Origin of the sequence: Pseudomonas sp. PDM13 (assembly GCF_025685765.1) — a bacterium.
GTDB classification, from domain to species: domain Bacteria; phylum Pseudomonadota; class Gammaproteobacteria; order Pseudomonadales; family Pseudomonadaceae; genus Metapseudomonas; species Metapseudomonas solani.
Genome location: NZ_JAOTQU010000002.1, coordinates 37,096 through 54,791, shown reverse-complemented (window position 1 = coordinate 54,791; position 17,696 = coordinate 37,096). Strand labels below are relative to the sequence as shown.

The 17,696-nt window shown below is 64.8% G+C and carries 19 protein-coding genes; 10 read left to right on the top strand and 9 right to left on the bottom strand.

The window, feature by feature from the left end:
- Nucleotides 1-29: 29 nt before the first annotated feature.
- Both dprA and OEJ36_RS02175 read right to left on the bottom strand, forming a co-directional pair.
- Nucleotides 30-1,115: a DNA-processing protein DprA gene (gene dprA / locus OEJ36_RS02180; protein WP_263400206.1), complete on the bottom strand. Its 1,086-nt coding sequence runs from the start codon at nucleotides 1,113-1,115 to the stop codon at nucleotides 30-32.
- Between the two features lie 84 nt (nucleotides 1,116-1,199).
- Nucleotides 1,200-2,225 carry a LysM peptidoglycan-binding domain-containing protein gene (locus OEJ36_RS02175; protein WP_263400205.1) on the bottom strand — a complete coding sequence of 342 codons (1,026 nt, stop codon included), beginning with the start codon at nucleotides 2,223-2,225 and terminating at the stop codon, nucleotides 1,200-1,202.
- Between the two features lie 141 nt (nucleotides 2,226-2,366).
- Here OEJ36_RS02175 and def point away from each other — a divergent pair, with 141 nt between their 5' ends.
- The 6 genes from def (at nucleotide 2,367) to OEJ36_RS02145 (ending at nucleotide 7,365) form a co-directional block, all read left to right on the top strand.
- Complete coding sequence (gene def, locus OEJ36_RS02170; protein ID WP_043241851.1) at nucleotides 2,367-2,873, top strand: peptide deformylase; 507 nt, start codon at nucleotides 2,367-2,369, stop codon at nucleotides 2,871-2,873.
- A 67-nt stretch (nucleotides 2,874-2,940) separates the two neighbouring features.
- A complete protein-coding gene (gene fmt, locus OEJ36_RS02165; protein ID WP_263400204.1) occupies nucleotides 2,941-3,885 on the top strand; it encodes a methionyl-tRNA formyltransferase in 945 nt (314 codons plus the stop codon).
- A complete protein-coding gene (gene rsmB, locus OEJ36_RS02160; RefSeq protein WP_263400203.1) occupies nucleotides 3,882-5,195 on the top strand; it encodes a 16S rRNA (cytosine(967)-C(5))-methyltransferase RsmB in 1,314 nt (437 codons plus the stop codon). The genes fmt and rsmB overlap by 4 nt, the downstream gene beginning before the upstream one ends.
- A gap of 11 nt (nucleotides 5,196-5,206) precedes the next feature.
- Complete coding sequence (gene trkA, locus OEJ36_RS02155) at nucleotides 5,207-6,580, top strand: Trk system potassium transporter TrkA (RefSeq protein WP_043241845.1); 1,374 nt, start codon at nucleotides 5,207-5,209, stop codon at nucleotides 6,578-6,580.
- Nucleotides 6,581-6,607: 27 nt separating this feature from the next.
- On the top strand, nucleotides 6,608-6,928 hold the full coding sequence (locus tag OEJ36_RS02150) for a tetratricopeptide repeat protein (protein WP_263400202.1): 321 nt from the start codon (nucleotides 6,608-6,610) through the stop codon (nucleotides 6,926-6,928).
- Between the two features lie 8 nt (nucleotides 6,929-6,936).
- Nucleotides 6,937-7,365 carry a hypothetical protein gene (locus OEJ36_RS02145; protein WP_263400201.1) on the top strand — a complete coding sequence of 143 codons (429 nt, stop codon included), beginning with the start codon at nucleotides 6,937-6,939 and terminating at the stop codon, nucleotides 7,363-7,365.
- A 1-nt stretch (nucleotide 7,366) separates the two neighbouring features.
- Here OEJ36_RS02145 and OEJ36_RS02140 read toward each other — a convergent pair whose 3' ends face one another.
- The 3 genes from OEJ36_RS02140 to OEJ36_RS02130 all read right to left on the bottom strand — a co-directional run bounded on the left by OEJ36_RS02140 (nucleotide 7,367) and on the right by OEJ36_RS02130 (nucleotide 9,246).
- Nucleotides 7,367-7,630 carry a PilZ domain-containing protein gene (locus OEJ36_RS02140; protein ID WP_263400200.1) on the bottom strand — a complete coding sequence of 88 codons (264 nt, stop codon included), beginning with the start codon at nucleotides 7,628-7,630 and terminating at the stop codon, nucleotides 7,367-7,369.
- A 94-nt stretch (nucleotides 7,631-7,724) separates the two neighbouring features.
- Entirely contained in the window at nucleotides 7,725-8,612 is an 888-nt protein-coding gene (locus tag OEJ36_RS02135; protein WP_263400199.1) for a lysophospholipid acyltransferase, read from the bottom strand.
- Nucleotides 8,613-8,694: 82 nt separating this feature from the next.
- Nucleotides 8,695-9,246, bottom strand: a complete 552-nt coding sequence (locus OEJ36_RS02130) for a DNA-3-methyladenine glycosylase I (RefSeq protein ID WP_263400198.1) — start codon at nucleotides 9,244-9,246, stop codon at nucleotides 8,695-8,697.
- Between the two features lie 207 nt (nucleotides 9,247-9,453).
- Between OEJ36_RS02130 and glyQ the strand changes: the two genes are divergently transcribed.
- The 4 genes from glyQ (at nucleotide 9,454) to OEJ36_RS02110 (ending at nucleotide 13,851) form a co-directional block, all read left to right on the top strand.
- A complete protein-coding gene (gene glyQ / locus OEJ36_RS02125; protein WP_031287876.1) occupies nucleotides 9,454-10,401 on the top strand; it encodes a glycine--tRNA ligase subunit alpha in 948 nt (315 codons plus the stop codon).
- The gene (gene glyS, locus OEJ36_RS02120; protein ID WP_263400197.1) at nucleotides 10,398-12,452 is read left to right on the top strand and encodes a glycine--tRNA ligase subunit beta; all 2,055 of its coding nucleotides are present in this window, start codon (nucleotides 10,398-10,400) and stop codon (nucleotides 12,450-12,452) included. The genes glyQ and glyS overlap by 4 nt, the downstream gene beginning before the upstream one ends.
- 84 nt (nucleotides 12,453-12,536) lie before the next feature.
- Nucleotides 12,537-13,067, top strand: a complete 531-nt coding sequence (gene gmhB / locus OEJ36_RS02115; RefSeq protein ID WP_263400196.1) for a D-glycero-beta-D-manno-heptose 1,7-bisphosphate 7-phosphatase — start codon at nucleotides 12,537-12,539, stop codon at nucleotides 13,065-13,067.
- Between the two features lie 13 nt (nucleotides 13,068-13,080).
- Complete coding sequence (locus OEJ36_RS02110) at nucleotides 13,081-13,851, top strand: lysophospholipid acyltransferase family protein (RefSeq protein ID WP_263400195.1); 771 nt, start codon at nucleotides 13,081-13,083, stop codon at nucleotides 13,849-13,851.
- 128 nt (nucleotides 13,852-13,979) lie between these two features.
- Here the strand turns inward: OEJ36_RS02110 and OEJ36_RS02105 are convergent, their stop codons facing one another.
- The 4 genes from OEJ36_RS02105 to OEJ36_RS02090 form a co-directional block, all read right to left on the bottom strand.
- Nucleotides 13,980-16,535, bottom strand: a complete 2,556-nt coding sequence (locus tag OEJ36_RS02105) for a TOTE conflict system archaeo-eukaryotic primase domain-containing protein (RefSeq protein ID WP_263400194.1) — start codon at nucleotides 16,533-16,535, stop codon at nucleotides 13,980-13,982.
- Between the two features lie 6 nt (nucleotides 16,536-16,541).
- Nucleotides 16,542-16,829, bottom strand: coding sequence for a type II toxin-antitoxin system RelE family toxin (locus OEJ36_RS02100; RefSeq protein WP_263400193.1), 288 nt, complete (start codon nucleotides 16,827-16,829; stop codon nucleotides 16,542-16,544).
- A complete protein-coding gene (locus OEJ36_RS02095; protein ID WP_263400192.1) occupies nucleotides 16,819-17,058 on the bottom strand; it encodes a type II toxin-antitoxin system RelB/DinJ family antitoxin in 240 nt (79 codons plus the stop codon). The genes OEJ36_RS02100 and OEJ36_RS02095 overlap by 11 nt, the downstream gene beginning before the upstream one ends.
- A gap of 355 nt (nucleotides 17,059-17,413) precedes the next feature.
- A complete protein-coding gene (locus OEJ36_RS02090; protein WP_263400191.1) occupies nucleotides 17,414-17,614 on the bottom strand; it encodes a hypothetical protein in 201 nt (66 codons plus the stop codon).
- Nucleotides 17,615-17,696 lie beyond the last annotated feature (82 nt).

The window sequence follows — 17,696 nt, the reverse complement described above, 5'->3', positions numbered from 1 at the left end:
CGAAAAACGATGGCGCGAGTGTACAGGCCTCAACCACGACGGTGCACCCAGAGCCCCGCCTCACGGGCGATGCAGCCGTCGAGTTCGAGGTCGGTGAGCGCGGCCAGCACCCGGGGCAGCTCCCAGCCACTGGCGCTGGCCAGGGCCTCGCTGCTGTAGGGCGCGGCACGCAGCAGGTCCAGCAGCGGGTGGTCCAGCAACGCGGCGTGGGGTTCTGGCGCGACCACCTGCCAGCCACTCAAGGCTTCGAGCACGTGCCCGACCGTCTCCACCAGCACGGCGCCGTCGCGTATCAACTGGTGGCAGCCGCGCGCACCGGGATGGTGGATGGAGCCGGGGATGGCGTAGACCTCACGGCCCTGCTCGGCGGCCAGGCGCGCGGTGATCAGCGAGCCGCTGGACGGGCTCGCCTCCACCACCAGCACGCCCAGCGAGAGCCCGCTGATGATGCGGTTGCGCCGGGGGAAGTTGCTGGCCTGGGGCGCGCAGTCCAGCGGCAGCTCGGAAACCAGCGCCCCGCCGCTTTCGACTATCGCCGCCGCGAGCGCCTGGTGCCGGCTCGGGTAGATGCGCTCCAGCCCGGTGCCGAGCACGGCGACCGTGTGCCCGCCGGCATCCAGCGCGCCCCGGTGGGCGGCACCGTCGATGCCCAGGGCCAGGCCGCTGGTGATGCAGAAGCCCCCGGCGGCGAGGGTGCGTGCAAAGGCGTGGGCGGTATCCAGCCCGGCACGGGAGGCGCGGCGGCTGCCGACCATGGCCAGTTGCGGGCGTTCGAGCAGGGCAGGGTCACCCCGCACGAACAGCAGCGGCGGGGCATCGTTGAGTTGGGCGAGCAGGGCGGGGTAGCGGGGGTCGTCCCACATCAGCAGGTGGTTGCCTTCCTGTTCCAGCCAGGCCAGTGACCGGGCGGCACAATCGCGCACCTCTTCGCTGCGGCGGGGGCCAGCGCTGGCCTCGGGCAGGCGCAGCGAACGCCAGGCAGCGGCCGGGGCACTGAGGGCAGCGGAGGCGCTGCCGAAGGCGTCGATCAGGACGCGAAAACGCTGGGGGCCGAGTTCGGGAAGGCTGTGAAGACGCAGGCGGGCTTCGATTTCAGCGGGGGAGGCGGGCGGCACGGGGATCGTCCTTGACCATCGCCGCGCAGGGCGGCTGGCCACCCTGTATACAACAAGCCCCCGTAGGACGGGGGCTTGGTTTGCTTAGGGATTGTGCACCTTGTCCATCACCGCCAGCTGTCGGCTGGCCGCTAGGACCAGGCCGTAGCTGAGCTTGTCGTAGGTGCGGAACACCATCAGCAGGCCGGCACGCTCATCGGGGATCTTCACCGACTCGCCGGTGACGCGGTCACGCACGGTCTCACCGGTCTTGTAGACCGCCAGCACGTTGCCCTCCACCAGGCCGTCGCGCTTGCCCTTGTTGATGGTCACCACATCGAACTGGCCGATCTGGTTCACGCCACGGGGCACGTCGAGGATCACCCCCTTGACGTCGGTGCTCGGAGCACTGGGCATGAAGGTGGAGTTCACCGAACGCTGTTCGGTCGGGAACAGGCGATCGCCCAGGCGGGCTTCCTGGGTCGAACGGGTGAGGGTCATGGTAGCCACGTCGCCTTCCTGGGCCACCAGGTCACCGCCACCGATGTCGTCGGCGTTGATGCCGAGGAATTCCTTGGTCTCGGGGTCGATGTAGGTCTTGCCCTGACGGAAGATGCCGTAGGTGGGGTTCTGCTCGTCGAAGCTGCCGCGTGCATAGACGCGATCGCCCGCGCCGCTGACCACGCGCTCGGCATTGCCGGCGACGATGTAGGGCGCGCTGTTGAACTGCTCGGGCGTGTCGACGATGCGGTTGCTCAGCAGGAAGCTGTTGATGGCTTCCAGCGGGATGGTCGGAATGGCTTCGGCCATCGGCGTGCTGCGCACCTGGGGCGACAGCTTGATGGTGCCGCGGGACGCGCCGCGATCCAGCATCAGGCGAGGCTGGCCATCGACATAGACGAGGCTAAGGCTGTCGCCCGGGTAGATCAGGTGCGGGTTCTCGATCTGCGGGTTGGCGTGCCAGATTTCCGGCCACTTCCAGGGCTCGCGCAGGAACTTGCCCGAGATATCCCAGAGGGTATCCCCACGCACTACCGTGTAGTGCTCCGGGTGGCCTTCCTTGAGTTCCACCGCAGCCTGTGCCAGCCCACTGGCAGCAAGGAGCAGCAGGGCGAGTAGTGATTTCCTCATGCGGTGAATCCCTTTATTATGTGCGTTCACGCGAAACGGCCTGGGAGCCGCCCCAACCGGGCTCTGCAGGCGTTTTTCAATGCTGCTCATCATCTTAGCAGCGGATTTTGACTTTATTCTACAAGTGCATCACAAACGCATATGGCGATCCTGAACATCCTCGAATTTCCCGATCCACGCCTGCGTACCATCGCCAAACCGGTGGACGTGGTTGATGACGCTGTGCGCCAGTTGATCGACGACATGTTCGAAACCATGTACGACGCACCGGGTATCGGCCTCGCCGCGACTCAGGTCAACGTGCACAAGCGCGTGGTGGTGATGGACCTGTCCGAAGACAAGTCCGAGCCCATGGTCTTCATCAACCCCGAGTTCGAATCCCTGACCGACGAGATGGACCAGTACCAGGAAGGCTGCCTGTCGGTACCGGGCTTCTACGAGAACGTCGACCGCCCGCAGAAGGTGCGCATCAAGGCCCTGGATCGCGACGGCAAGCCCTACGAGCTGATCGCCGAGGGGCTGCTCGCGGTGTGCATCCAGCACGAGTGCGACCACCTCAACGGCAAGCTGTTCGTCGATTACCTGTCGACGCTCAAGCGCGACCGGATCAAGAAGAAGCTGGAAAAGCAGCACCGCCAGCAGGCTTGATCGCCGAACCCCAAAGGCTTGCTCCGGCAAGCCTTTTTCTTTTTCAGAGTGACCAAGTGAGCCCCGCATGACCCAAGCACTGCGCCTCGTCTTCGCCGGCACCCCGGAGTTCGCCGCCGAGCACCTCAAGGCCCTGCTCGACACGCCGCACAGCATCGTCGCCGTCTACACCCAGCCGGACCGCCCGGCGGGCCGTGGCCAGAAGCTGATGCCGAGCCCGGTCAAGCAACTCGCCCTGCAGCACGGCATCCCCGTGATGCAGCCGCCGACCCTGCGTGACGCCGATGCCCAGGCCGAGCTCAAGGCCCTCGGTGCCGACCTGATGGTGGTGGTCGCCTACGGCCTGATCCTGCCCCAGGTGGTACTCGATACCCCGCGCCTCGGCTGCATCAACAGCCATGCCTCGCTGCTGCCGCGCTGGCGTGGCGCCGCGCCGATCCAGCGTGCGGTGCAGGCTGGCGATGCCGAGAGCGGCGTCACCGTGATGCAGATGGAAGCGGGCCTGGACACCGGGCCGATGCTGCTCAAGGTCGTCACCCCGATCACCGCCGACGACACCGGCGGCAGCCTCCACGACCGCCTCGCCGCCCTTGGCCCGCAAGCCGTGGTGCAAGCCATCGGGCAACTCGCCGCCGGCACCCTGGTGGGCGAGGTGCAGGACGATGCCCTGGCCACCTATGCGCACAAGCTGAACAAAGACGAAGCCCGCATCGACTGGAGCCGCCCGGCCGATGAGCTGGAGCGCCTGGTGCGCGCCTTCAACCCCTGGCCCATCTGCCACAGCACCCTCGGTGGCGAGCCGCTGAAGGTACTGGCCGCTCAGCTCGGCGAAGGCCAGGGCCAGCCGGGGCAGATCCTCGCCGCCAACAAGGACGGCCTGACCGTAGCCTGCGGCAGCGGCGCCCTGCGCCTGACCCGCCTGCAACTGCCCGGCGGCAAGCCGCTGGGTTTCGCCGACCTGTTCAACAGCCGCCGTGAGCAGTTCGCCACCGGCCTGGTGCTCGGCGCATGAACCCGCGTCTCGCCGCAGCCCGTGCGCTGACCGCCGTCCTCTCCGGCAAGGCCTCGCTGGGCGGCAGCCTGCCCACACAACTGGACAAGGTCGATCCGCGCGATCGCGGTCTCGCCCAGGACCTCGCCTTCGGCGCGGCCCGCTGGCAGCCCCGGCTCTCGGCCCTGGCCGAACGCCTGCTGCAAAAGCCTTTCAAGAGTGCCGACAAGGATGTGGAGGCGCTGCTGCTGGTCGGCCTTTATCAACTGTTCTACAGCCGCATCCCCGCCCACGCCGCCATCGGCGAAACCGTGGGGGCCGCCGAGAAGCTGAAGAAGCCCTGGGCCAAGGGCCTGCTCAACGCCGTGCTGCGCAATGCCCAGCGTGACGGCGAGGCGATCTTCGCCGAGCTGGAGCGCGACCCCATGGTGCGCACCGCCCACCCGCGCTGGCTGCAGAAGGCGCTCAAGGCGGCCTGGCCCGAGCACTGGGAAGCGATCTGCGCCGCCAACAACGCGCACCCGCCACTGATCCTGCGGGTCAACCGCCGTCACGGCGAGCGCGACGCCTACCTTGCCGAACTGCGCCAGGTCGGCATCGAGGCCGAGCCCTGCACATTCAGTCGCGACGGCATCCGCCTGCTCGAAGCCCGTGACGTGAAGACCCTGCCCGGCTTCGCCGAAGGCCGCGTCAGCGTGCAGGACGAAGCCGCGCAGCTGGCCGCCGACCTGCTCGAACTCGCCCCCGGCCAGCGCGTGCTCGACGCCTGTTGCGCCCCCGGCGGCAAGACCTGCCACCTGCTGGAAGCCGAGCCCGGCCTGGCCGGCGTGGTGGCCGTGGACCTGGAAGAGAGCCGCCTGGTACGGGTGCGCGAGAACCTTCAGCGCCTCGGCCTGCAGGCCACGCTGATCGCCGCCGACGGCCGCGATACTGCTGCCTGGTGGGACGGCAAACCGTTCCAGCGCATCCTGCTGGACGCACCCTGCTCGGCCACCGGCGTGATCCGCCGCCACCCCGACATCAAGCTGACCCGCCAGGCCGAGGACATCCCCGCCCTGGCGCAGCTGCAGGGCGAGCTGCTCGACGCCTTGTGGCCCACACTCGAAGTCGGCGGCGTGCTCGTCTACGCCACCTGCTCCACGCTGCCGATGGAGAACAGCGAGAACATCGCCGCCTTCCTCGCCCGCACACCCGGCGCCCGCGAACTGGATATCGCCGGCAGCTTCGGCCTCAAGCAACCCCACGGGCGCCAGCTGCTGGCCCAGGAAGACGGCCACGACGGCTTCTACTATGCCAAGCTGATAAAGATCGCCGCCTCACCGCGCGGCTAACGGAGCGATCAGTGAAGATCATCATCCTCGGTGCGGGACAGGTCGGCGGCACCCTCGCCGAGCACCTCTCCGGCGAAGCCAACGACATCACGGTGGTGGACACCGACGCTGAACGCCTGCGCGACCTCGGCGACCGCCTCGACATCCGCACCGTGCAGGGGCGGGGCTCCTTCCCCACCGTGCTGCGCCAGGCCGGTGCCGACGACGCCGACATGCTGGTGGCGGTGACCAACAGCGACGAGGTGAACATGGTGGCCTGCCAGGTCGCCTACACCCTGTTCCACACCCCGACCAAGATCGCCCGCGTGCGCGAGGCGGCCTACCTGACCCGCGCCGGCCTGTTCGACAACGAAGCGATCCCGGTGGACGTGCTGATCAGCCCCGAGCAGGTGGTCACCAACTACATCAAGCGCCTGATCGAATACCCCGGCGCGCTGCAGGTGATCGACTTCGCCGAGGGCAAGGCCCAGCTGGTGGGCGTGAAGGCCTACTACGGCGGCCCGCTGGTGGGCCAGGAGCTGCGCCAGCTGCGCCAGCACATGCCCAACGTCGACACCCGCGTCGCCGCGATCTTCCGCCGCAACCGGCCGATCACGCCCCAGGGCGACACGGTGATCGAGGCCGACGACGAGGTCTTCTTCATCGCCGCCAAGGCGCACATCCGCGCCGTGATGAGCGAGATGCGCCGCCTGGAGGACAGCTACAAGCGCGTGGTCATCGCCGGTGGCGGCCATATCGGTGAGCGCCTGGCGGAGGCCATCGAGAGCCGCTACCAGGTGAAGATCATCGAGATGAACCCGGCCCGCTGCCGCTACCTCTCCGACACCCTCGACAGCACCGTGGTGCTGCAGGGCAGCGCCTCCGACCGCGACCTGCTGGTGGAAGAGAACATCAACGATGCCGACATCTTCCTGGCGCTGACCAACGACGACGAGGCCAACATCATGTCCTCGCTGCTGGCCAAGCGCCTGGGCGCGCGCAAGGTGATGACCATCATCAACAACCCCGCCTACGTCGACCTGGTGCAGGGCGGCGACATCGACATCGCCATCAGCCCGCAGCTGGCCACCATCGGCACCCTGCTGACCCACGTGCGCCGCGGCGACATCGTCAGCGTGCACTCCCTGCGCCGGGGCGCGGCCGAGGCCATCGAGGCCATCGCCCACGGCGACGCCAAGTCGAGCAAGGTGGTGGGCCGCATGATCGAAGACATCGCCCTGCCGCCGGGCACTACCATCGGCGCCATCATCCGCAACGACGAGGTGCTGATCGCCCACGACGACACGGTGATCGAGTCCGGCGACCACGTGATCCTGTTCCTCGTCGACAAGAAGTACATCCGTGATGCCGAGCGCCTGTTCCAGGTCGGGCTGACGTTCTTCTAAAGACGCACGAACAAGGGAGGAGGGGAAATGCTCGAAGGACTGGAGAAGATGCTCGCCAAGGGCAACGACAACTCGCTGCTGCGCTTCGGCCTCGGCAAGGGCTACCTCGACCAGGGCGACACTGCCCGGGCCGCTGAACACCTGAAGGCCTGCGTGGCCTTCGACGCCAAGTACTCGGCGGCGTGGAAGCTGCTCGGCAAGGCGCTGCAACAGGCAGGTGACGACGAGGGTGCACGGCAGGCCTGGACCCAGGGGCTGCAAGCCGCCCAGGCCCAGGGCGACAAGCAGGCGGAGAAGGAGATGACGGTGTTCCTCAAGCGTCTCGACCGCCAGGCAGCGCCCCGTTGAGTGCCGCCATGAGCCGCCTCGTGCCCTTCGCGCTGGCCATGACGCTAGCGCTGCCGGCCGGTGCCGCCGAGCCCAGTGGGCCCTATACGCTGCTCGAAGCCTCGCGCCCGCTGTTCGAAGGTGTGACCAACACCGACATGGCCACCGCCGAAGCCTGCGCGGGCTGGTCGATGTCGAAGGCCCAGGTCGAGCGTTTCTTCACCCTCGGCGAGCTGCTCGATGGCGTGGTCCTGCATCACCAGTTCGCCTGGCTGCCCTGCAGCATCGAAGGGCGGGTGCATGACGGGCGTGGCCAGATGTGGAACTTCCGCATCAATGCGGCGGCCACGGCCACCACCTGGCGCGGTGACGGGCCGACCCGGGAGGAATATCGCTGGGGATGTCGCCGTGAAGGCTGCGAGGCCCTGGTGCTGATGGGCGCAGAGGGCGACGGCTGAGTCAGCGATCGATGAAGCGCAGGCCGACGCCTTCGGCATCCGCGCGCATGATCTCCATCTGCAAGACCGGCGCCTCGAAGGGCAGGTCCTGGACCTGGCCGGTGACGATGGTGCCCAGGGGCAGGGCGACGAGATCGGGGTGGCGCACGTAGACACCGCCATCGGAGAGGTCGCGGGTCTGGGCGAGTATTTCGCCGAAGCTTTCGTGACTGATCTTGATCCGGCACTTCATCGGAGTGCGCGGGTACTGCCGCTGGTTCGACATCGTCTGTTCGCCATCCTCAGCCTTGGTGTGCCGTTAATAGCCTAAAACCGCAGCGGCGCACAGCGGTGACGGAAAAAAGGCGCCATAAGGCGCCTCAATACCAGCGTTTCTCCCCTTCGGGACGCTTCTTGAAGCGCTTCATGCTCCACATGTACTGGGTCGGGTAGGTGCGCACATAGCGCTCGACCACACCGCTCATGGCGGCGACCGAGGTCTCGGCGTCCTCGCTGTACATGGCCTCGGGCGCGGCCTCGAGAATCACCTTGAAGCCGGAGCCATCGGGCAAGCGCAGCGCATGCAGGAACACCCCGCGGGCCTTGCCGCCGGAAAGCATGCCGTGGACGAACTTGCTGGTCAGCGCGGTGGTGCCGAGGAAGGGCACGAAGAGGCCGCTGGAAAGGCTCGGCTCGGGGTCGGCCGGAATGCCCACGGCACCGCCCTTGCGCACTTCCTTGATGACACTGAGGATGCCTTCACGGGTGGACGGGGCCACACGGTTGCCCAGCTGCACACGCTGCTTGCGCAGCAGCTCGTCCACCGCCTTCAGCTTCGGTGGGCGGTAGAAGATGATCGGTTTGCACTGGTCGCAATAGAAGTGGTTGAGCACTTCCCAGTTGCCTAGGTGGCTGGTGATGCCCACCACGCCCTTGCCGCTGGCCAGCGCGTCGCGCAGCACGTCCAGGCCTTCCACCTCGCGCACCAGGCCGATGGATTTCTGCGCCGGCCAGATCCAGGCGCAGGCGCTCTCGGTCAGGGTGCGGCCGATGTCCATCAGGCTCAGGCGGGTGCGCTCGTCCAGCTCGGCCGCGTTCAGCTCGGGGAAGCACTTGGACAGGTTGATGCGCACCACGTCGCGCGAGCGGTTGGGCAGGCGCCACATCAGCCAGCCGATGCCGGCACCCAGGCGCTGGACCACACCCCAGGGCAGGAGAGCGAAGAGCCGCAGGAACCCCACGACCAACGCGCCTTTGAACTTCTCCACGGGCAACTCCAGCAATCGACGAGGCGCGTATTCTAACCAGCCGCGCGCCAGAATCGATGACCAATTGGTCTCGGCGGAGGCTTCAGCCCTTCAGCGCCTGGTAGCGGTCGCAGTCGGTGGTGTGGTCCATGACCATGCCGGCGGCCTGCATGTAGGCGTAGCAGATGGTCGGACCGACGAAGGTGAAGCCGGCCTTCTTCAGCGCCTTGCTCATGGCTTCGGCCTCGGGCGTCACCGCCGGCACCTCGCCACGTCCGGTGAAGTGATTGATGCGCGGCACCCCGCCGACGAAGGACCAGAGCAGCTTCACCGGGTCTTCCAGGCGCAACCAGGCCTGGGCGTTCTGCCGTGCGGCCTTGAGCTTGGCGAGGTTGCGGATGATGCCCGGGTCCTGCATGCGTTCCTCGATCTCCTCGTCGGTCATGCGCGCCAGGCGCTGGGCGTCGAAGCCGAACATCACCTGGCGGTAGCGCTCGCGCTTCCTCAGCACGGTGATCCACGACAGCCCGGCCTGGAAGCCTTCCAGCAGCAGCATCTCGAAGAGCCACTGCGGGTCACGCTGGGGCACGCCCCATTCGGTGTCGTGGTAGTCGATGTAGAGCGGGTCGTCGTTGCACCAGAAGCAGCGGGGCATGGGGGTCCTTCCTGGAACGGGAAAAGACGCACTATACGCATCGAGCTGTATAAAAAACCAGTAACGGAAGGGCCGGAAACCGACCGCCGGAAGGAGAGCCGGGCCGCCTCCGGGGAAATCAGCGAGACGCCTGTGGCTGCTGGGTTCGGCGGGATTCGATCGGGTATACTCCCCGGCTTTGTCGCAGCCTCAGCACAGGTAAATTTCGTGAGCCAGACTACGCCTGCCGTGCGCACCTTCCAAGACCTGATCCTCGTCCTCCAGCAGTACTGGGCGGAGCAGGGTTGCGTGGTGCTGCAGCCCTACGATATGGAAGTTGGCGCCGGCACCTTCCACACCGCTACCTTCCTGCGGGCCATCGGCCCGGAAACCTGGAACGCTGCCTATGTGCAGCCCAGCCGTCGCCCCACTGACGGTCGCTATGGCGAGAACCCCAACCGCCTGCAGCACTACTACCAGTTCCAGGTGGTCCTCAAGCCCAACCCGGAGAACTTCCAGGAGCTGTACCTGGGTTCGCTGAAGCGCATCGGCATCGATCCGCTGGTGCACGACATCCGCTTCGTCGAGGACAACTGGGAATCCCCCACCCTCGGCGCCTGGGGCCTGGGCTGGGAAATCTGGCTGAACGGCATGGAAGTCACCCAGTTCACCTACTTCCAGCAGGTCGGTGGCATCGAGTGCTACCCGGTGACCGGCGAGATCACCTACGGCCTGGAACGCCTGGCCATGTACCTGCAGGGCGTGGACTCGGTCTATGACCTGGTGTGGACCGACGGCCCCTTCGGCGTGGTCACCTACGGCGACGTGTTCCACCAGAACGAGGTGGAGCAGTCCACCTTCAACTTCGAGCACGCCAACGTGCCGAAGCTGTTCGAGCTGTTCGACTTCTACGAGAGCGAAGCCAACCGCCTGATCGAGCTGCAGCTGCCGCTGCCGACCTACGAGATGGTGCTCAAGGCTTCCCACACCTTCAACCTGCTGGATGCCCGCCGCGCCATCTCGGTGACCGAGCGCCAGCGTTACATCCTGCGTGTGCGCACCCTGGCCCGCGCCGTGGCCCAGAGCTACCTGCAGGCGCGCGCGCGCCTGGGCTTCCCCATGGCCACCCCCGAACTGCGTGACGAAGTACTGGCCAAGCTGGAGGCGGCAGAATGAGTGCACAAGATTTCCTCGTCGAACTGGGCACCGAAGAGCTGCCACCCAAGGCCCTCAAGTCCCTCGGTGACGCCTTCCTCGCCGGCATCCTCGGCGGCCTCAAGAACGCCGGCCTGAGCCACGGCGCTGCCCGCGTCTACGCCGCCCCGCGCCGCCTTGCGGTGCAGATCGAGCAACTGGCCACCCAGCAGCCTGACCGCAGCGTCAACCTCGACGGCCCGCCGCTGCAGGCCGCCTTCGACGCCGCCGGCAACCCGACCCAGGCAGCCCTCGGCTTCGCCAAGAAGTGCGGCGTCGACCTCGAGCAGATCGACAAGAGCGGCCCCAAGCTGAAGTTCAGCCAGACCATCCCCGGCCAGGCCGCCGCTGGCCTGCTGGCCGGCATCGTCGAAGCCTCCCTGGCCGCCCTGCCGATTCCCAAGCGCATGCGCTGGGCGGCACGTCGTGAAGAGTTCGTGCGCCCCACCCAGTGGCTGGTGATGCTCTTCGGCGACGAGGTGGTCGACTGCGAGATCCTCGCCCAGAAGGCGGGCCGCGAATCCCGTGGCCATCGCTTCCACCACCCTGAACACGTCCGCATCGGCAGCCCCGCCAGCTACCTGGACGACCTGCGCGCCGCCCACGTGCTGGCCGACTTCGCCGAACGTCGCGAGATCATCTCCCGCCGCGTCGCCGAGCTGGCGGCCGAGCAGAAGGGCAGTGCCGTTGTGCCCGCCGACCTGCTGGACGAAGTCACCGCGCTGGTGGAGTGGCCGGTGCCGCTGGTGTGCTCCTTCGAGGAACGCTTCCTCGAGGTGCCCCAGGAAGCGCTGATCACCACCATGCAGGACAACCAGAAGTACTTCTGCCTGCTGGATGCCAACGGCAAGCTTCTGCCGCGCTTCATCACCGTGGCCAACGTCGAGAGCAAGGACCCGGTGCAGATCGTCTCGGGCAACGAGAAGGTCGTGCGCCCGCGCCTCACCGACGCCGAGTTCTTCTTCAAGCAGGACAAGAAGCAGAAGCTGGAGACCTTCAACGAGCGCCTGAAGAACGTGGTGTTCCAGGCCCAGCTCGGCACCGTGTTCGAGAAGGCCGAGCGCATTTCCGCCCTGGCCGCCTACGTCGCCGAGCAGGTTGGCGCCGACCCGGTGAAAGCCGCCCGCGCCGGCATCCTCGCCAAGTGCGACCTGGCCACCGAGATGGTCGGCGAGTTCCCGGAGATGCAAGGCATCGCCGGCTACTACTACGCCAAGAACGACGGTGAAGCGGAAGACGTCGCCCAGGCCCTGAACGAGCAGTACATGCCGCGCGGTGCCGGCGCCGAGCTGCCACAGACCCTGACCGGTGCAGCCGTGGCCGTGGCCGACAAGCTGGATACCCTCGTGGGCATCTTCGGCATCGGCATGCTGCCCACTGGCAGCAAGGACCCCTTCGCCCTGCGTCGCCAGGCCCTGGGCGTGCTGCGTATCCTCATCGAGAAGCAGCTCGACCTGGACCTCGCCGGTGCCGTGGACTTCGCCATCGCCCAGTACGGCACCAAGGTGAAGGCCGAAGGCCTATCCACCCAGGTGCAGGACTTCATCTTCGACCGCCTGCGCGCGCGCTATGAAGACGAAGGCGTGGACGTCGCCGTGTACCTCTCGGTGCGTGCCCTGCAGCCCACCTCGGCCCTGGACTTCGACCAGCGCGTGCAGGCCGTCCAGGCCTTCCGCAAGCTGCCGGAAGCCGCCGCCCTGGCCGCCGCCAACAAGCGGGTTTCCAACCTGCTGGGCAAGGCCGAAAGCGCCGTGCCGGAGAGCGTCGACGCCGCCCTGCTGCAGGAAGCTGCCGAGAAGGCCCTTGCCGAGGCCGTAGCGGCCGCCGAGCGCGCGGTACAGCCCATGGCCGCCGCACGCTGCTACAGCGAAGCCCTGGCCCATCTGGCAAGCCTGCGCGAGCCGGTCGACACCTTCTTCGAAGCGGTGCTCGTCAATGCCGAAAACGCCGCCGTCCGCGCCAACCGCTACGCCCTGCTGGCGAAGCTGCGCGGCCTGTTCCTCGGCGTCGCCGATATCTCGGTATTGGGCTAAGCAGTTGCAAGCCACAAGCAGCAAGCGGCAAGACCTGGTCTTGAGCACGCTTGCAGCTTGTGGCTTGGCGCTTGAGGCGTATTAATGAAGTTACTCATCCTCGATCGCGACGGTGTCATCAACCAGGACTCCGACGCGTACATTAAGTCCGTTGACGAATGGATCCCCATCCCGGGTTCGATCGAAGCCATTGCGCAACTGTCCCGCGCAGGCTGGACCGTGGCCGTGGCCACCAACCAGTCCGGCGTCGCCCGCGGCTACTACCCCCCGGAAACCCTCGATGCCATGCATGCGCGCCTGCGCGAGCTGGTGGCGGAGCAGGGCGGGGAAGTGGGGCTGATCGTGCATTGCCCCCACGGCCCGAATGAGGGCTGCGATTGCCGCAAACCGAAGCCCGGCATGCTGAAGCAGATCGCCGCGTACTACGGCGTACCTCTGGTCGGCGTGTGGTTCGTTGGCGACAGCAGTGGTGACCTGGAAGCGGCTCAGGCCGTCGATTGTCAGCCCGTTCTGGTTAGGACCGGCAAGGGCGAGATCACCCTGGCGAAGGGTTTGCCCGGGAATACGCTTTTATTCGACGATCTGGCGGCCATAGCCGCACACCTTCTCAACTAAGGCCAAGGACACCATGACGACAGTGCAGGCAATCAGAACCTTCTTCTTTTACCTGCTGCTGTCGTCCAGCGCCTTCGTCTGGGGCACGCTGAGCTTCTTCATCGCCCCCTTCCTGCCGTTCCGCGCCCGCTACCGCTTCGTCGTCTGGCGTTGGTGCCGCTTCGCCACCTGGCTGGCGAAGACGGTTGCCGGCGTGCGCTATGAAGTGCACGGGCTGGATAACATCCCTGCAGAGCCCTGCGTGATCCTGGCCAAGCACCAGAGCACCTGGGAGACCTTCTTCCTCTCCGGCTTCTTCGAGCCCCTGAGCCAGGTGGTGAAGCGCGAGTTGCTGTTCGTGCCTTTCTTTGGCTGGGCCATGGCGCTGCTCAAGCCCATCGCCATCGACCGCAACAACCCCAAGGCGGCACTCAAGCAGCTGGCCAAGCAAGGCGATGAGCGCCTCAAGCAGGGCGCCTGGGTGCTGGTCTTCCCCGAGGGCACCCGCGTGCCGGTAGGGCAGATGGGCAAGTTCTCCCGGGGTGGCACGGCGCTGGCGGTGAACGCCGGGATGCCGGTGCTGCCCATCGCCCACAACGCGGGGAGCTTCTGGCCCAAGGAAGGCTGGAGCAAGCGCCCCGGCACCATCCAGGTGGTCATCGGCCCACTGATGTTCGCCGAGGGCAGCGGCCCCCGCGCCATCGCCGAACTCAACGACCGCGCATACGCCTGGGTCGAGCAAACCCAGCGCGAAATCGAAGGCCTGCAGCAGCCGCTGCAAGAGCCCATTTCCAGCCAGGCCTGATCTGTGGATAAGCTGTGCATTAAATGCCGGCTTTATGCCATTGGAATCGCTCAAGGCCTTGATTCGAAAGGCCTTCAGCTGATCGGGGGGAAATCGGAAAAAAGTGCATAAGCTTCTTTCCGTTGGTGCTATCCCTTGAGGTACTTGGAGTCCAGGGCGTTGAAGCAGCGGATGATCCTGTCCCTGCCTGCCGTGGGAAATTCCTTCTCCGTCTGCACCACCAGCACCGTCGCCTTGACCCGCCCCGAGCGCACCAGTCGCATCATGTACGCGGAGATCTCCTCGTCGCTCGGCACCGCTTTTTCCTCGTCACTCATCGCGTTCTCCATTTCCTTGCGATCCGTTTCATAGCCCATCGCCTTGTAGCCGGTCTGGCGCTTGCTCCACATGCGCAACAAGGCTGGATGCCCGGAGTCGATGAAATCGATGATGCGAACATCCGCCTTGTCTGAGTGCTCCCGATGCAGGCGACCGGCATACTGCTGAAGGGTGCCCTTCCAGGACACCGGCATCGCCAGTACCAAGGTATCCAGCGCAGGATGATCGACCCCCTCACCGACCAGTTTCCCAGTGGCCAGGATCACCCTGGGTGCGTCGGGTGGCAGAGCTTCCAGCTCACCGATTAGTGAAGCCCGCTGTTTCCTGGACATCCGCCCATGCAGGGTAAACAGGCTTTCGACTCGCCCAGTCAACCTCATCTCAATGGCATTGAGGTGGTCCGTTCGCTCCGTCAGCAGCAGAATCTTTCTGCCCTGCCCAAATGCAACTTCGACCTCAGCCACAATCTTGTCTGTCCGCTCCGCATCGCTGCACACCTGCAAGAAGACATCCTGGATACCAGCGCCTTCTGGCATGAGGATAGGACGGGGCAGCCACCTGGGAATTACCCTCAACTCAGCAGGCGCACTCCCAGACCTCGATGCGGTATGCCTAATCGGCCCGCACTGCATGAAAATGATCGGCTGCTGGCCGTCGCGCCGAATAGGCGTTGCGGTCAGCCCCATCACGTATCTCGCGGGGGCCGCCTTGAGAAGGGCCTCAAAGGAGAACGCCGACAAGTGATGGCATTCATCCACGATGATTTGCCCGTAGTTCTTCACCTGTTCGCTGACCTCACCTTGCCGTGATAGTGACTGCATCACCGCCACATCGATGATGCCGGTCGGCTTGGCCTTACCACCACCGATGCTGCCAACTGTCTTCTTGTCAGCCCCCAGAAACGCCTGTAATCGCTCCTTCCACTGCTGGAGCAATTCCGTTCGGTGAACCAGCACCAACGTGTTCACGCAACGCCGAGCAATCAAGGCAGCAGCGGTGACAGTTTTGCCGAATGCCGTCGGAGCGCAGAGGATGCCGGTGTCGTGCTCCAGCATGCACGCCAGTGCAGCCTCCTGATCCGAACGCAGCGTTCCCACAAAACTGACATCGATGGGCTTCCCAGCGAAGCGCTCATCATGCAGCACCAGCTCTATATTGTTTTCATCCAGCAGAGTCTGGATGCCGTCCAAGCACCCACGCGGCAGGGCAATATGCTGCGGATAGTTTTCGGCACAACCAATGATCCGGGGCTTGTTCCACACAGGAAAGCGCATGGCCTGAGCTTTGTAGAACTCCGGATTCTGGAATGCCGCCAGCCGAATGAGCTTGTTGACCAAAGGTTGGGGCAGTTCCGACTTATTGAAATAGATCTGGTTGGCCAGAGTCACGCTGACCGACGCTGGTAGCGGACAGGCCAGTTTCTGAGTCTTTTCCGGTGTGCGCTGCCAGGGCTTAACACCATCATCATCGGTTATGTCCGCGACACCCAACGGATGGCTGCCGCCACTGGCTCGCAGCGTAGCCGGCGCAATGTCCTTCACCGGCATAGGTTGGACACTGGCCAGAAATGCCCACTGATCGGGATAGGGCACCAGCTTCTCATCGACAAAAACACTGCCGCCATGGGCGCGAGCCCGCTTCTGCAAGGGCAACGCGATCAAATTGCCAAAACCGCCCTTGGGCATGCTGTCCTGATTTGGAAACAGCCGATCATAGGATCCCAGCATCAGCTGCCGGGTACGTTCACAGGTATGGCTGATGATCGCGGAGCCAAGAAAGCGTGCCTCAGATGCAGGCACGCTGTGCTCGAAGAAAATCCAGGCGTGGGCACCGTTGCCGGAGCGAGAAACCTCCACCGCGACCGGCACACCTAATTCGCGACATGAGAGGGCAAACGCCGTGACATCTTCACGCCAGTCGGCTTCATCAAAGTCCACCGCCAAAAAGTAGCAGGTGTCATCCGATAGCAATGGGTAAACACCGATGACAATTTCTCCGGCCAAATGCTTATAGAGCACCTGGTCGGTGAACGGTAGCAACTGCCGGTACGAGCAATCGCCGCATTTGATTAGAGGTTTCCTGCACACACCAGGGCGCCATTCATTCGCACACGCGGGCGAGTAGCCGGACTTCCCGGCCTTGCTTTCCCAACGCAGGGGGAATACGTCGGTACGCCCCCTGAACAGACGCTTGAACAGCGCCAGCTTCTCATGGGTATCCAGAACCGGGACTAACGGCGGCAGCGCAATGGCCTGCTGAGGCTCTGGCAGCTCAGCCGGTAGCCGCCACTCGACGCCATGGGCCTCCAGCAAAGCGATCAGACGGGCATTCTCGGCCCGCAGTTGCTCAAGATCGTCATTACTCATCGTGCATTATTTGAGCCGCTCAGCGGCCTTGCGGTAAGCCTGCTCATGGTCACGTCGATTCACCGCGACGACAAACACCACCACCTCATGGTCGATCACCTGATAGACCAACCTATAACCGCTGCTGCGCAGCTTGATTTTGTAACAGTCGGGTAGCGAGTGAAGGCGATTCGCCTCGACGCGCGGGTTGACCAGCACCTCTGCAAGCTTCTTCTTGAGCTGCTCGCGGACGGTGTTCCCCAGCTTGTGCCACTCCTTCAGTGCTCGCGCATCGAATTCGAGGCTATAGGTCATCCAGCGAGACCTTGACACGCTGCGGAGCGGCAAGGCGTTCACGCACTGCGGCGATCAGAGCCTCATCTTCCTCAGTCAGCAGAACCGGACGGAAAGGCAGCTGGCCTCGCTCAGCCACATATTGCAGGGCTTGGCGCATCAGCTCAGAAGGGGTGACGCCAAGCTTCTCCAGTTCCCGGTATGCGCGGACTTTCAGCTCATCGTCGATGCGAATATTGATCGAAGCCATGGTATCGGCCTCCACGTAAAGACATTCGTCGTTACGATGCCAGTCCTGTGGCCTACTGGCAACCACTTGATCACCCGCTCGGCGATTGACGGAGATGCAGGTGATTCAGGAGTTTATTAACAAGTCTGGTAGAAAAATCTCGAAGGGGATTGAGGCCTGCCTCAACTTCGTGGTCAGTTGGCGCGGTCGTCAGATGATCGAAAGCGGCAGAATCCATGGCGCCGAGTGTGAGGATTTCTGGCCCTCGACGATAAGCCATTGGTTCCCGACTAAAGGAGCCTAATCTCGGCACCACGCCCAAGCCACTGCCAAGGCAGGTCGATCACCAGGTCCTGTGACAAGTCATCCACATCCATTAGAGGCTTGAAGAGCCGGAGAGGTGTGTTGGCCAGACGCTTACATCCATCCACACCTTGTCGTAGAGATCGCGATAGGTGGCTTCATCGCGCAGGTAGGCGCATATCAGCGCTTCGAAGTCAGTGCCTTTTTCACGCCCAGAAGCTGGAGCGACGCGATAGGTGTGAGCAGGGAGGAGAGGGCGAATATGGGCGTTCATTTGATTACTGTAAGCGCACGTCTTGGGGCGTCTAACGGCAGCAGTCTATCAATGGATTCATACGAACGGCCAAAAGAAACCC